The 14,730-nt window shown below is 67.3% G+C and carries 10 protein-coding genes and 1 tRNA gene; all 11 read right to left on the reverse strand.

The genetic code is table 11. The features are described 5' to 3' along the window. Positions 1–112 precede the first annotated feature (112 nt). The 11 genes from AB0J88_RS12755 to AB0J88_RS12805 all read right to left on the reverse strand — a co-directional run bounded on the left by AB0J88_RS12755 (position 113) and on the right by AB0J88_RS12805 (position 14,724). A complete protein-coding gene (locus AB0J88_RS12755; RefSeq protein ID WP_364345515.1) occupies positions 113–4,003 on the reverse strand; it encodes a DNA-directed RNA polymerase subunit beta' in 3,891 nt (1,296 codons plus the stop codon). Between the two features lie 80 nt (positions 4,004–4,083). Beyond that, positions 4,084–7,515, reverse strand: a complete 3,432-nt coding sequence (locus AB0J88_RS12760) for a DNA-directed RNA polymerase subunit beta (RefSeq protein ID WP_364345513.1) — start codon at positions 7,513–7,515, stop codon at positions 4,084–4,086. 441 nt (positions 7,516–7,956) lie between these two features. After that, the gene (gene rplL, locus AB0J88_RS12765) at positions 7,957–8,343 is read right to left on the reverse strand and encodes a 50S ribosomal protein L7/L12 (protein ID WP_364345511.1); all 387 of its coding nucleotides are present in this window, start codon (positions 8,341–8,343) and stop codon (positions 7,957–7,959) included. A 42-nt stretch (positions 8,344–8,385) separates the two neighbouring features. Then, positions 8,386–8,940, reverse strand: coding sequence for a 50S ribosomal protein L10 (gene rplJ / locus AB0J88_RS12770; RefSeq protein WP_089244843.1), 555 nt, complete (start codon positions 8,938–8,940; stop codon positions 8,386–8,388). Positions 8,941–9,177: 237 nt separating this feature from the next. After that, a complete protein-coding gene (locus AB0J88_RS12775) occupies positions 9,178–9,840 on the reverse strand; it encodes a hypothetical protein (protein ID WP_364345509.1) in 663 nt (220 codons plus the stop codon). Further along, a complete protein-coding gene (locus AB0J88_RS12780) occupies positions 9,837–10,511 on the reverse strand; it encodes an ATP-binding cassette domain-containing protein (RefSeq protein ID WP_364345507.1) in 675 nt (224 codons plus the stop codon). The genes AB0J88_RS12775 and AB0J88_RS12780 overlap by 4 nt, the downstream gene beginning before the upstream one ends. Before the next feature lie 1,406 nt (positions 10,512–11,917). Then, on the reverse strand, positions 11,918–12,634 hold the full coding sequence (rplA, locus tag AB0J88_RS12785; RefSeq protein ID WP_364345506.1) for a 50S ribosomal protein L1: 717 nt from the start codon (positions 12,632–12,634) through the stop codon (positions 11,918–11,920). 62 nt (positions 12,635–12,696) lie between these two features. Continuing rightward, positions 12,697–13,128: a 50S ribosomal protein L11 gene (gene rplK, locus AB0J88_RS12790; protein WP_364345504.1), complete on the reverse strand. Its 432-nt coding sequence runs from the start codon at positions 13,126–13,128 to the stop codon at positions 12,697–12,699. Between the two features lie 200 nt (positions 13,129–13,328). Then, complete coding sequence (nusG, locus tag AB0J88_RS12795; protein ID WP_364345502.1) at positions 13,329–14,075, reverse strand: transcription termination/antitermination protein NusG; 747 nt, start codon at positions 14,073–14,075, stop codon at positions 13,329–13,331. Positions 14,076–14,141: 66 nt separating this feature from the next. Next, the gene (gene secE, locus AB0J88_RS12800) at positions 14,142–14,522 is read right to left on the reverse strand and encodes a preprotein translocase subunit SecE (protein ID WP_089244835.1); all 381 of its coding nucleotides are present in this window, start codon (positions 14,520–14,522) and stop codon (positions 14,142–14,144) included. A gap of 129 nt (positions 14,523–14,651) precedes the next feature. Then, positions 14,652–14,724: transfer RNA gene (locus AB0J88_RS12805), tRNA-Trp, on the reverse strand. Positions 14,725–14,730: the final 6 nt, after the last annotated feature.

A 14,730-nucleotide genomic window follows, 5' to 3' on the forward strand; every position in this document is an offset into this window, starting at 1 on the left:
ATGCGGCCTGTCGGCACTCACAATATTCTCCCCCGCCCTGGACCGCGCCCACCAACGGCGAAGGCGCCCTCCCCACGAAGGGGAAGGCGCCTCCGACGAACACGGACCCGACTTAGCGGTAAGACCCGAAGTCGAAGTCGTCGAGCGGAACAGCCTGACCAGCCGCAGGACCGAAGCCGTAGTCCGTCTCCGGGTACCCGGTCATCGAGTACACCTTGGCCTTGGCCTCCTCGGTCGGCTCCACCCGAACGTTGCGGTACTTGCTGATGCCCGTACCGGCCGGGATGAGCTTTCCGATGATCACGTTCTCCTTGAGGCCGATCAGCGAGTCGCTGCGGGCGTGGATCGCCGCGTCCGTCAGCACTCGGGTGGTCTCCTGGAAGGAGGCCGCCGACAGCCAAGAGTCCGTGGCCAGCGAGGCCTTGGTGATGCCCATCAGCACCGGACGACCCGCGGCCGGCTCGCCACCCTCGGACACGAGCCGGCGGTTCTCCGACTCGAACAGCGCCCGATCGACCAGCACACCCGGCAGGAACTCGGTCGAGCCGGAGTCGATCACGGTCACCCGCTTGAGCATCTGGCGGATGATGATCTCGATGTGCTTGTCGTGGATGAGCACGCCCTGCGAGCGGTAGACCTCCTGGACCTCGTTGGTCAGGTGGACCTGGACCGCGCGCGGACCGAGGATGCGCAGGAGCTCGTGCGGGTCGATGGTGCCCTCGGTGAGCTTCTCGCCCACCTCGACGTGCGCACCATCGGCGGCGCGGAGCTTGACGCGGCGGGACACCTTGTCGTGGACGATCTCGTCGCTGCCGTCGTCCGGCACGATGATGATCTTCCGCGAGCGCTCGCCGTCCTCGATGCGGATGCGACCCGGAGACTCCGCGATCGGCGCCTTGCCCTTGGGGACACGGGCCTCGAAGATCTCCTGGACACGGGGCAGACCCTGGGTGATGTCCTCACCCGCGACGCCACCGGTGTGGAAGGTACGCATCGTCAGCTGCGTACCAGGCTCACCGATCGACTGGGCGGCGATGATGCCGACCGCCTCGCCGACGTCCACGGTCTTGCCGGTCGGCAGCGAACGGCCGTAGCAGGCCGCGCAGACGCCCAGCTTCGACTCACAGGTCAGCACGCTGCGCACCCGCACGGTGTCGACACCGGCGGCCACGAGCTTGTCGACCATGATCGAGTTGAGGTCGGCGCCCCGCTCGACCACGAGCGAGCCGTCGGCACCCTTGATGTCGTCGGCCAGCGTCCGCGCGTGCACACCGGTCTCGGCGTGCTCGTGGACGATCAGCTTGCCGTCGGCGGTGGTGGTGCCGACCTGCATGGTGATCGCCCGGTCGGTGCCGCAGTCCTCCTCGCGGATGATCACGTCCTGCGAGACGTCGACCAGACGACGGGTCAGGTAACCCGAGTCAGCGGTACGCAGAGCGGTGTCAGCCAGACCCTTACGGGCACCGTGCGTGGAGATGAAGTACTCCAGCACGGACAGACCCTCCCGGTACGAGGCCTTGATCGGCCGCGGGATGATCTCGCCCTTCGGGTTGGCCACCAGACCACGGATCGCGGCGATCTGGCGGAGCTGGAGGAGGTTACCGCGGGCACCCGAGTTGATCATCTTCCACAACGGGTTTTCCTGCGGCAGTGCGGTCTCCATCTCCTTGGCGACCTCGTTGGTCGCCTTGGTCCAGATCTCGATGAGCTCGCCGCGACGCTCCTCGGCGGTCATCAAACCACGCTGGTACTGCTTGTCGATCTGCTCGGCCTCGCGCTCGTAACGCTCGAGGATCTCCCACTTGCGCGGGGGCTGGATGACGTCTTCCATGCCGATCGTCACGCCGGACCAGGTGGCCCAGTGGAAACCGGCCTCCTTGAGCCCGTCGAGGGTCGCGGCCAGCGCCACCTTCGGGAACCGCTCGGCGAGGTCGTTGACGATCGCCGAGAGCTGGCCCCGCCGGATCTCGTAGTTCACGAAGCGGTAGCCCGGGGGCAGCGTCTCGTTGAACAGGATCCGGCCCAGGGTGGTGTCGACGGTCAGCTGCTCGCCGGCCGTCCACTCCTCCGGAGCCTCCCACTTGGGCTGGCCCGCGCCGTTGTCGACCTCGATGACGTTCTGCAGCCGGACCTTGATCGGTGCCTGCAGGTGCAGCTCGCCGTTGTCGAACGCCATCCGTGCCTCGGCGTCCGAGCTGAACGACCGGCCCGCGCCCTTCTCCTCCGGAGAGAAGTGGGTGAGGTGGTAGAGACCGATGACCATGTCCTGGGTAGGCATGGTGACCGGCTTGCCGTCGGCCGGCTTGAGGATGTTGTTCGACGACAGCATCAGGATCCGCGCCTCGGCCTGGGCCTCGGCGGACAGCGGCACGTGGACCGCCATCTGGTCACCGTCGAAGTCGGCGTTGAAGGCGGTGCAGACCAGCGGGTGGATCTGGATCGCCTTGCCCTCGACCAGCTGCGGCTCGAACGCCTGGATGCCGAGTCGGTGCAGCGTCGGTGCGCGGTTGAGCAGCACCGGGTGCTCGCCGATGACCTCTTCGAGCACGTCCCACACCACCGGGCGCTGGCGCTCGACCATGCGCTTGGCGGACTTGATGTTCTGGGCGTGGTTGAGGTCGACGAGCCGCTTCATCACGAACGGCTTGAACAGCTCGAGCGCCATCTGCTTGGGCAGGCCGCACTGGTGGAGCTTGAGCTGCGGGCCGACGACGATGACCGAACGGCCGGAGTAGTCGACGCGCTTGCCTAGCAGGTTCTGCCGGAACCGGCCCTGCTTGCCCTTGAGCATGTCGGACAGCGACTTCAGCGGACGGTTGCCCGGGCCGGTGACCGGCCGGCCGCGGCGGCCGTTGTCGAACAGCGCGTCGACGGCCTCCTGCAGCATCCGCTTCTCGTTGTTGACGATGATCTCGGGAGCACCCAGGTCGATCAGGCGCTTGAGGCGGTTGTTCCGGTTGATCACCCGGCGGTACAGGTCGTTCAGGTCGCTGGTCGCGAACCGGCCACCGTCGAGCTGGACCATCGGCCGCAGGTCCGGCGGGATCACCGGAACGCAGTCGAGCACCATGCCGAGCGGCGAGTTGCGGGTGTTGAGGAACGCCGCGACGACCTTGAGCCGCTTGAGGGCACGGATCTTCCGCTGGCCCTTGCCGCTGCGGATGATCTCGCGCAGCAGCTCGGCCTCGGCGTCGAGGTCCATGTTCTGCAGCAGGGCCTTGATCGCCTCAGCGCCCATGCCACCGGTGAAGTACTCACCGAAGCGGTCGCGCAGCTCGCGGTAGAGCAGCTCGTCGGTGACCAGCTGCTTGGAGTCGAGCTTGCGGAAGGTGTCGAGCACCTCGTCGAGGCGGTCGATCTCGCGCTGCGCCCGGTCGCGGATCTGGCGCATCTCGCGCTCTCCGCCCTCCTTGACCTTGCGGCGCACGTCGGCCTTGGCACCCTCGGCCTCCAGCTCGGCCAGGTCGGCCTCGAGCTTGGCGGCGCGACCCTCGACCGCGGAGTCCCGGCTGTTCTCGGACTGCCGCTTCTCGGCGAGGATCTCGTTCTCGATGGTGCTCAGGTCACGGTGGCGGGCCTCGGTGTCCACGCTGGTGACAACGTAGGACGCGAAGTAGATGATCTTCTCGAGGTCCTTGGGCGCGAGGTCGAGCAGGTAGCCGAGGCGGCTCGGCACGCCCTTGAAGTACCAGATGTGCGTGACGGACGCGGCCAGCTCGATGTGGCCCATCCGCTCACGCCGGACCTTGGAGCGGGTCACCTCGACGCCGCAGCGCTCACAGATGATGCCCTTGAACCGGACGCGCTTGTACTTACCGCAGTAGCACTCCCAGTCGCGCTGAGGACCGAAGATCTTCTCGCAGAAGAGCCCGTCCTTTTCCGGCTTCAGGGTGCGGTAGTTGATCGTCTCGGGCTTCTTGACCTCGCCGTGCGACCACTGACGAATGTCGTCAGCCGTGGCCAGGCCAATGCGCAGCTCGTCGAAGAAGTTGACGTCGAGCAATTTATGTCCCTCGAGTCTGTCGTTGCTCTTACCTACCGGGCGGGGAGCCGGGAGCCCCGGTGAGGGCTCCCGGCCCCAACTCACACTTCCTCGACGCTGCTCGGCTCACGCCGCGACAGGTCGATGCCGAGTTCCTCCGCAGCGCGGAACACCTCGTCGTCGGTCTCGCGCATCTCGAGGGCCACGCCGTCGCTGGAGAGCACCTCGACGTTGAGGCACAGCGACTGCAGCTCCTTGAGCAGCACCTTGAACGACTCCGGGATGCCCGGCTCTGGGATGTTCTCGCCCTTGACGATCGCCTCGTAGACCTTCACGCGGCCCAGGACGTCGTCGGACTTGATCGTGAGCAGCTCCTGCAACGCGTACGCCGCGCCGTAGGCCTGCATCGCCCAGCACTCCATCTCGCCGAACCGCTGGCCACCGAACTGCGCCTTACCACCCAGCGGCTGCTGCGTGATCATCGAGTAGGGGCCGGTCGACCGAGCGTGGATCTTGTCGTCGACCAGGTGGTTCAGCTTCAGGATGTAGATGTATCCGACCGCGATCGGGTCGGGCAGCGGCTCGCCGGACCGGCCGTCGAACAGCTGCGCCTTGCCCGAGCCACCGACCAGCTGCACTCCGTCCCGGTTGGGCAGGGTGCTGCTGAGCAGCCCGGTGATCTCTTCTTCCTTGGCACCGTCGAAGACCGGCGTCGCCACGTTGGTGTCCGGCACGGACTCGCCGGCACCGATGGACTTCAGCGCGGTCTTCCACTTGGCGTCGTCGCCGTCGATCTTCCAGCCGGTCTTGGCGACCCAACCGAGGTGGGTCTCCAGCACCTGGCCGATGTTCATCCGGCTCGGCACACCGAGCGGGTTGAGCACGATGTCGACCGGCGTCCCGTCCTCGAGGAACGGCATGTCCTCGACGGGCAGGATCTTCGAGATGACGCCCTTGTTGCCGTGGCGGCCGGCGAGCTTGTCGCCGTCCTGGATCTTGCGCTTCTGTGCCACGTAGACGCGGACCAGCTCGTTGACGCCCGGGGGCAGCTCGTCGCCGTCCTCGCGCGAGAAGGTGCGAACGCCGATGACCGTGCCGGTCTCGCCGTGCGGAACCTTCAGCGAGGTGTCCCGGACCTCACGCGCCTTCTCACCGAAGATCGCGCGGAGCAGCCGCTCCTCCGGGGTCAGCTCGGTCTCGCCCTTGGGCGTGACCTTGCCGACCAGGATGTCGCCGGTGACGACCTCGGCACCGATCCGGATGATCCCCCGCTCGTCGAGGTCGGCGAGCATTTCCTCGCTGACGTTCGGGATGTCGCGGGTGATCTCCTCCGGCCCCAGCTTGGTGTCGCGGGCGTCCACCTCGTGCTCCTCGATGTGGATCGAGGTGAGGGTGTCCTGCTGCACCAGCTTCTGGGACAGGATGATCGCGTCTTCGTAGTTGTGACCCTCCCAGGGCATGAACGCCACGAGCAGGTTGCGCCCGAGCGCCATCTCGCCCTCGTCGGTGCACGGACCGTCGGCGATGACCTGACCGGCCTCGACGCGGTCGCCCTCGAAGACAACCGGCTTCTGGTTGACGCAGGAGCCGGAGTTCGACCGACGGAACTTGTGCAGCAGATAGGTCCGGCGGTGGCCGTCGTCCTGGTGCACCGTCACGTAGTCGGCGCACAGGTCCTCGACCACGCCACCGACCTCGGCCACGACCACGTCGCCGGCGTCGACCGCGGCACGGTATTCCATGCCGGTGCCGACGAACGGGGACTCGGCCTTGACCAGCGGCACGGCCTGACGCTGCATGTTGGCGCCCATCAGGGCCCGGTTCGCGTCGTCGTGCTCGAGGAACGGGATCATCGCGGTCGCGACCGACACCATCTGGCGCGGCGAGACGTCCATGTAGTCGACCGCGGTGCCGGTCACGAAGTCGACCTCACCGCCCTTTCGGCGGACCAGGACGCGGTCCTCGGCGAAGGTGCCGTCAGCCTTGAGCACGGCGTTGGCCTGTGCCTTGACGTAACGGTCCTCTTCGTCGGCCGTCAGGTAGTCGATCTGGTCGGTGACCACACCGTTGTCGACCTTGCGGTACGGCGTCTCGATGAAGCCGAACGGGTTGACCCGTCCGAACGTCGAGAGCGCACCGATCAGGCCGATGTTCGGGCCTTCCGGCGTCTCGATCGGGCACATCCGGCCGTAGTGGGACGGGTGCACGTCGCGGACCTCGAAGCCCGCGCGCTCACGGGACAGACCACCCGGGCCGAGCGCGCTCAGCCGGCGCCGGTGGGTGAGACCCGCCAGCGGGTTGGTCTGGTCCATGAACTGCGAGAGCTGCGACGTACCGAAGAACTCCTTGATCGCAGCCACCACGGGGCGGATGTTGATCAGAGTCTGCGGCGTGATCGCCTCGACGTCCTGGGTGGTCATCCGCTCGCGGACGACGCGCTCCATGCGGGAGAGGCCGACCCGAACCTGGTTCTGGATCAGCTCACCGACCGTGCGCAGGCGCCGGTTGCCGAAGTGGTCGATGTCGTCGGCCTCGTAGCCCTCCTCACCGGCGTGCAGCCGGCAGAGGTATTCCACGGTGGCGACGATGTCGTCCTCGGTCAGCGTGCCCTTGTTGATCGGGACGTCGAGCTCGAGCTTCTTGTTGAACTTGTATCGACCGACCTTGGCTACGTCGTACCGCTTCGGGTTGAAGAAGAGGTTGTCGAGCAAGGTCTGGGCGTTCTCGCGCGTCGGCGGCTCGCCCGGGCGGAGCTTGCGGTAGATGTCGAGAAGCGCCTCGTCGGCACCGGCGATGTGATCCTTCTCGAGCGTCGTCATCATGAGCTCGGACCAGCCGAACCGCTCGCGGATCTGCTCGTTGCTCCAACCGATCGCCTTGAGCAGGACCGTCACGGCCTGCCGACGCTTGCGGTCGATGCGGACGCCGACGGTGTCGCGCTTGTCGATGTCGAACTCCAGCCAGGCGCCCCGGCTCGGGATCACCTTGACGCTGGAGAGGTCGCGGTCGGAAGTCTTGTCCGGCTGCTTGTCGAAGTAGACGCCCGGGGACCGGACGAGCTGACTCACCACGACCCGCTCGGTGCCGTTGATGATGAAGGTGCCCTTGGGCGTCATCATCGGGAAGTCACCCATGAACACGGTCTGGCTCTTGATCTCGCCAGTGGTGTTGTTGGTGAACTCCGCGGTCACGAAGAGCGGCGCGCAGTAGGTCAGGTCCTTCTCCTTGCACTCTTCGATCGAGGCCTTGACCTCGTCGAAGCGGGGCGCGGAGAAGGAAAGGGACATGGTGCCAGAGAAGTCTTCAATCGGACTGATCTCTTCGAGAATCTCTGCGAGACCCGAGCGAGCGTGCGGATCATCAGCCGACCGGCCCTGCCACGCCTCGTTGCCAACCAGCCAGTCGAACGACTCGGTCTGGATGGCGAGGAGGTTGGGGACCTCGAGGTGTTCCGTGATCCGGCCGAAAGAGATTCGGCGGGGAGCGAAAGCGCTCGACGTACGACTGGTCTTCGCAGGGCGGGAAGCTGCCAAGATGCGTCCTTCCGAGGACCGGTGTTGCTAAACGGCCGTTGTTCGTGCAGTCCGACGGGCCCTACCCGCAAACGCCCAGATGGACATTACGGACAGGGTCAAAGACGGAAGACACGGCAAACTAGCAGTGTAGCCGAACGGCTAACCGCTGTCCAGCCCGCAGCGCAGGAGATCGCGGAGCGTGTCTCGGGGCACCCATTGGCGCCTCACTGGCCGCTCAGAACGCGTCTTCTGCACCTCAATCAGGTCTGGTGTCCCATACCCAACCGGTGGCTGTCGCAAGCGCGGAAGGTCTTGCTTGATGCCAGCGTGCCTGTCAGCACACTCCGCGTCAAGGGTTATGACGCGGGTCGGACCAGGTCTTTGAACTTGATCCGAATCCAGCGTACGCCGACGGGCGGCGATCCCGTGAGAATCGCCGCCCGTCGGTTGGTTCGGTACTTACTTGAGGGTGACCTTGGCGCCTTCGGCCTCGAGCTTGGCCTTGGCCTTCTCCGCGGTCTCCTTGTTGGCCTTCTCGAGGACGGCCTTCGGCGCGGCCTCGACCAGGTCCTTGGCCTCCTTGAGGCCCAGGCCGGTCAGCTCGCGCACGACCTTGATGACCTGGATCTTCTTGCCGCCGTCGGCGTCGAGGATGACGTCGAACTCGTCCTGCTCCACAGCCTCTTCGGCGGGGGCGCCACCGGCCGGGCCGGCAGCCGCGACCGCGACGGGGGCGGCGGCCTTGACGTCGAAGGTCTCCTCGAACTGCTTCACGAACTCGGAGAGCTCGATCAGCGTCATCTCCTTGAACGCGTCGAGCAGCTCGTCGGTGCTGAGCTTCGCCATGTTTCCTTACCTCTTTTGGTAGATCGTGGGTCGGTGATGCGCTCAGGCCGCGTCGGCGGCCGGTGCGCCTTCCTGCTCGCGCTTGTCCTGCAGAGCGGCGACCGTGCGGACGGTCTTCGACAGCGGCGCCTGGAACAGGGCCGCGGCCTTGGCCAGGTTGGCCTTCATGCCGCCGGCCAGCTTGGCCAGCAGCACCTCGCGGGACTCGAGGTCGGCGAGGCGGTTGACCTCAGCGGCCGTGATGGCCTTGCCCTCGAAAACGCCGCCCTTGATGACGAGAAGCGGGTTGGCCTTCGCGAACTCGCGCAGGCTCTTCGCCGCTTCCACGACGTCGCCGGAGACGAAGGTGAGCGCGGTAGGACCGGTGAACAGCTGCTCGATGCCGTCGATGCCCGCCTCAGAGGCTGCCCGCTTGGCCAGCGTGTTCTTGGCGACCGAGTAGGTGACTTCCTTGCCCAGCGAGCGCCGCAGCTGGGTCAGCTGCGACACCGTCAGGCCCCGGTACTCGGTCAGCACGGTGGCGCCCGAGCTACGGAACTGCTCGGTGAGCTCGGCGACGGCGGTGGCCTTGTCGGCCCGAACCGGCTTGTCCGCCATGTCCCTCCTTCCAAATGCTCGAAGCTGGCTTGCTCGGCTCCGCGCAACGAAAAACGCCCCGGCGCAGGGCGCACGGGGCGGGAGGGCGGCTTGCGGCCGCGGGCTCTCGAACCGTTCAACCTGCGCGGGCCGCCCCGTCGTGCGGGAGCCTTCGACCGCGCCTTGCGGCGCGATGACCAGCGGTCTCTGGTGGAACTTCGTCACGAAGAGTACGCGACGCGCCCGGCCAGCGCCAAATCAGCTTCGGGAGCGCCTCAGCCGTGCGTAGATCACCCCGACCACGGCTGCCCACAGCGCGGCCTGTCCGGTTAGTGCCAGGATGCTCGCGCTCTCCGGCCGCCCGGCCAGGTGGCGGGCGGCGGCCATCAGCGGCGGGGCGAGCCAGGGCGCCACCGAGTTGTCGAGACCGAGGACGATCGCCAGCACCGAGCCGGTGACCAGGACGGCCACCCCGTAGAGGGTCGACCGGGTGATCGGCCGGCTGGCCAGGGCGCCGAGGCCGACCGCGCCGGCCAGGGCGGCGGCGTGCGCCCACAGCCCGGGCGCGATCCCGCCCGGCCCGGTGATGCCGCCGACCAGCCAGGGCAGCACCATCGCCAACGCGACGGTCCCGAGGCCGACGATGCCGGCGGCCGCGAGCCCGGCGACGATCTCGCGGCGCAGCCCGACGGCACTGACCGCCAGCCGGCGCTGCACGTCGGGCTCGGTGTCCAGGACGAGCTTCGCCTGCCAGGCGATCACGGGGAAGAGCGCGACGGCGGAGAACCCATAGGCCTCAGCGGCATCGGATTTCCCACCGCCGTAGATGATGCCGACGACGACCAGGGTGCCGAGCAGGCCGGGAAGCGCGCGGCCGCTGCGGAGGAAGGCGGTCAGCCGCATCCGTACCAGTGCGGTCATGCCCTGACCCGCGCCTTCGTCCGGACGCCGACCACGTCGTGCCCGCCGGCCCGCAACGCGGCCGCGGTCGCCTCGGCGTCGGCGGCCGGCACGGCGATCTCGATGATCGCGGTCTCGTCGTGGTGGTCCCGCCCGGGAGTAACGGTCCCGTCGGCAACGGTCCAGGTGACGGCGTCGGGCAGCCGCCCGGTCTCACCCCGATGATCACTGACCAGCACGCGCCCACCCGCGGAGACGACCTCGGCGACGATCTCGGGCACGAGCTCGCGAGCGGCCGCGTCGAGGCCCTCCCAGGGCTCGTCGAGGACGAGCAGGCCCGGATTGGGAACCAACGCCTGCGCGAGCCCGACCTTCTGCGCGGTTCCCTTGGAGAGCTCACCCAACCGGGTGCCGCGGTAGGGCGCGAGCCCGAGCCGGTCGACCCAGGCCTCGACGACGTTCCGGTCCACGGCTCCGTGCAATCTCGCCATGGCCGTCAGATAACCGACGACGGTGAATGGCTGGTCAGCGGGAAACCGCTCAGGCACCCAGCCGACAGGCTTGGGCCGCTCGCGAACTACGCCACCGCTGGGCCGCAACACACCCGCGGCGAGCTGCAAGAGGGTCGACTTCCCGGCGCCGTTGCGCCCGAGCACGACCACAGTGCCGCCCGCCGGCAGCTCAACGGACACCTCCCGCAAAACCCACGGCCCACGCCGCCCATAGCGGTAAGAAACCCCGTCGAGTCGCACGCGCCGACTCTCCCACGCCCACCTGAGAAACGAAACCGCCCAGACCCATCGCGCGGCTCGGGCCTGCTTGCCCACGGTCAGCTGGTCGCGTCTCCGGGGCTTTGCCCCGGACCCCGCCGCGAGCTGCTGGGACCCAGGGGAAGGGGCGGGTCCCGCTGCCGGACTCCGCGAGACCATCAGGATCTTCGGGTGGTGACAAGGTCGTTCGTCCGGTGGGGCGCTCCACCTTGTCACCACCCGAAGATCCTGACAACACAACTACGCCCGACAACGGGACCCGCCCCAGGCCGCGGCCACGTATGAAACTCGCTTCGAACGGAACCGAACCTAGGCGGCGACTTCGACGCGAACGCCACCTCAACCAACGACACACTCGACCACAATCGAATGTGCGCCACCTCCAGCCACCAACAACGCATCACGAGCACACGGAACCGACGCGCGGTTGACGACCTGAACGCGCCCGACGACCCGACCGGCGCAGGCCCCGGCACCCGACGACGCCCCTGCGGCGCCGCGCGGCCCCGGTTATCCGGCCACCACCGCACGGCACACACCCGGCACTCCGGGCGCACGCCAGCAGCGACTGAAGCTTCGAATACCAGGAGCCGTTGAGTTCAAGTCCGCGCTCGCCGACGGCGAGCAGTAAGCCAACGCCCCGTCGACCGCAGACCGGGCAGCGGACTGCTGGCAGCTGGCTGTGATCGTGTGCGCCACATCGAGACGACATCCCGATGCATCCAAGATCATGTGAGGCTGGTCCGGGCGACACGCCGCAAGACATGTCGACCTGATGCACACGATCACGTTCGCGGGCGTCTCCGATGCTGATGGGACGCACACGATCATGAGCGTGTGCTGAACGAGCATGGTCGGGCTCGCCGATCTCGCCTCCGACGGCGTCCCCCTCGACGCTGACGATGTCCATCCTCGGCACTGACGGTGTCCATCCTCGGCACTGACGGTGTCCACCATGGACCCGGACCTACCCACGCCCCCGGCCAACCGACGAAGGCCCCAGACGCACCGCGACCAAAGGGACTGTGTCCCGGTAACCGCAGTCGAAGTCCCAAACGGTGGACTGGGTCAGGGCGGGGGAGGATGTTGTGGGTGCCGACAATAGAGGTCGCGCTCTTTGCGGCCTGTCGGCACCCACAACATCCTCCCCCGACCAAGACCGCAACCCAACGCGAAGAACGAGCCCGTCCAAACGAACAGCGCCCAAGAGCCACTAAACCCACGACGAACGCCGAACCCTGGCGGGAGCAACGGTCGCGCCCACGACGGACCCGAGTCAAAAAAATCGCCCGCCACCCCGAAGGGTGACGGGCGATTAAAGGCAGAACTCAGGCCTCAGACGAGTCGCGCAGGTTCTTGACCACGTTCGGGTCGACCGGAACGCCCGGCCCCATGGTGGTCGTGAAGACGACCTTGCGGAGGTACTTGCCCTTCGAGGCCGACGGCTTCGCGCGCAGGACCTCGTCGAGGACCGCGGCGTAGTTGTCGACCAGCTGCTCCTCGGTGAAGGAGGCCTTGCCGATGATCAGGTGCAGGTTCGAGTGCTTGTCGACGCGGAAGGTGATCTTTCCGCCCTTGATCTCGTTGACTGCCTTGGTCACGTCCATGGTGACCGTGCCCGTCTTCGGGTTCGGCATGAGGCCGCGCGGGCCCAGGATCCGCGCGATCCGGCCGATCTTGGCCATCTGGTCGGGCGTGGCGATCGCCGCGTCGAACTCGAGCCAGCCCTCTTGGATGCGGGCGACGAGCTCGTCGGTGCCGACGGCGTCGGCTCCGGCCGCGGTGGCTTCCTCGGCCTTGGCGCCGGCTGCGAACACGATGACGCGTGCGGTCTTGCCGGTGCCGTGCGGCAGGTTGACGGTGCCGCGGACCATCTGGTCAGCCTTACGCGGGTCGACCCCGAGGCGCATGGCGACCTCGACGGTGGGGTCGAACTTGACCACGGTGGCGCCCTTGGTGAGCTTGACGGCCTCGGCCGGGGTGTAGAGCTTGTCCCGGTCGATCTGCTCGGCCGCCTTGCGGTAACTCTTGCTGCGCTGTGTCATTGCTTTTCTATCTCCTGTGGTAGTTGGCGGACCGCGTCAGCGGCGGCCCTCCCACGAACTGATTAGTCGCGGACCGTGATGCCCATCGACCGGGCGGTGCCGGCGATGATCTTCTCGGCCTGCTCGACGTCGTTGGCGTTGAGGTCGGCCATCTTGCGCTCGGCGATCTCGCGCACCTGGGCGCGGCTCACGGAGCCGACCTTGGCGGTGTGCGGCGTGCCGGAGCCCTTGGGGACGCCGGCGGCCTTGATCAGGAGACGCGCGGCCGGCGGGGTCTTCAGCACGAAGGTGAAGGTCCGGTCCTCGTAGACGCTGATCTCGGCCGGGACGATGTCGCCCCGCTGAGCCTCGGTCTCCTTGTTGTACTGCTTGCAGAACTCCATGATGTTGACGCCGTGCTGGCCGAGCGCGGGGCCAACCGGCGGCGCGGGGGTCGCCTGACCCGCCGGCAGCTGCAGCGTGAAGGTCTTGACGAGCTTCTTCTTCGGAGGCATGTCACTTCCTGGGCTTGGGTGGACTCATGTCCGCACCTCGCTTCGCGAGGTCCGGTCCTGAGCGGAACTGCTGAGCCGGCTGGTTCGTTCGCTCCGCTCACTCACTGGCCGGAGGCCCGGGCTCTGCTCAACCGGGCGGAGCAAAGCGCACGGTTGAGCGCGGCCCCGGCGGGCCGACGTACAAGCGTAACTCAGCGGTTTTAGATCTTCGCGACCTGGTTGAAGTTGAGCTCGACCGGCGTCTCGCGACCGAAGATCGAAACGAGCACCTTGAGCTTCTGCTGGTCGGCGTTGATCTCGCTGATCGTCGCGGGCAGCGACGCGAACGCGCCGTCGGTGACCGTGACCGAGTCGCCGACCTCGAAGTCGAGCACCTTGACCTCGACCTTGGTCTTCTTGGTCTGCTCGGTCTCGACCGCCGGCGCCAGCCACTTCAGCACCTCGTCGAGCGACAGCGGTGCGGGACGGTCGGCCCGGTCGGTGGCGCCGACGAAGCCGGTGACTCCAGGCGTGTTGCGCACGCAGGAGTACGACTCCGGGCTGAGGTCCATCCGGACCAGGATGTAGCCCGGGAAGACCTTGTTCTGCACCTGGAGGCGCTTGCCGTTCTTGACCTCGACCTCTTCGCGGGTCGGCACCTCGACCTGGAAGATGAACTCCTCCATGTCGAGGCTGGTGATCCGGGTCTCGAGGTTGGTCTTGACCTTGTTCTCGTAGCCGGCGTAGGAGTGCACGACGTACCAGTCGCCGGGCGCGTAGCGCAGCTTCTGCCGAAGCTCGGCAACCGGGTCGAAGTCGTCGTCAGGCTCGACCAGCGCGGTCTCGCTGGCCTCCGCTTCGCTGGTGTCAGCGTCGCTGTTCGCGGCCTCGCTCGAACCGTCGGTGTCCGCCGTGGCCACTGACGACTGCTCGTCGATGGTCTCGCCGGTCTCGTCGTACTCAGGCACGCTCATTCACTTCCGTCTGTGTGTTGGCCGGCGCGGCCGGCCGTGTTGGGCCGCGGCGCCGCGCCATCAGTTGCCGAAGACCGCCAGGACGCCCTTGGCGAAGCCGAAGTCGAGGACGGCCACGATCGCCAGCATCACCGCGACGAACACGACCACCACGGCCGTGTACGTCAGCAGCTCCTTGCGAGTCGGCCAGATGACCTTACGCAGCTCTGCGACGACCTCGCGGAAGAACCGGGCGATCCGCCCGAAGAATCCCACGCGACCGGTTTCGGTGCGCTTGCTGGTGCTTTCACCGGCCTTGGCGACGCGGGAACGCGTTGCGGTGCCGCCGCGCGATACCGGTTCGTCTTCGTCGGTGGCGTCGTCGTCGACAGCGTCGTCGAACGCCTCGTCCTCAAGGCGGTCGTCGGCGAACTCGTCGTCGCGCCGATTTTTCTCGGCCACTTCGCCCTCCGTCGCGGTCGTGGTGCTTCGGTAACGCCGACCTTAGCGGCTTTGTGGGGCTGGCCGATCGCCGACAGGGGCCCTGCTCGGCGATGCCAATCCCACGTCAAGCCGGTCAGGCCATAGGCGCAGGGGTGACAGGACTTGAACCTGCAGCCTGCGGTTTTGGAGACCGCTGCTCTGCCAATTGAGCTACACCCCTTTGCGA

The sequence above is a fragment of the Asanoa sp. NPDC049475 genome, assembly GCF_040676915.1.
Taxonomy (GTDB): domain Bacteria; phylum Actinomycetota; class Actinomycetes; order Mycobacteriales; family Micromonosporaceae; genus Asanoa.

Excerpts from the sequence above, each read along its gene's own strand:
- AB0J88_RS12775 (WP_364345509.1), bottom strand. The coding sequence starts at position 9,840 with ATGACCGCACTGGTACGGATGCGGCTGACCGCCTTCCTCCGCAGCGGC.
- rplA (WP_364345506.1), bottom strand. The coding sequence starts at position 12,634 with ATGACACAGCGCAGCAAGAGTTACCGCAAGGCGGCCGAGCAGATCGAC.
- rplK (WP_364345504.1), bottom strand. The coding sequence starts at position 13,128 with ATGCCTCCGAAGAAGAAGCTCGTCAAGACCTTCACGCTGCAGCTGCCG.
- rplL (WP_364345511.1), bottom strand. The coding sequence starts at position 8,343 with ATGGCGAAGCTCAGCACCGACGAGCTGCTCGACGCGTTCAAGGAGATG.
- rplJ (WP_089244843.1), bottom strand. The coding sequence starts at position 8,940 with ATGGCGGACAAGCCGGTTCGGGCCGACAAGGCCACCGCCGTCGCCGAG.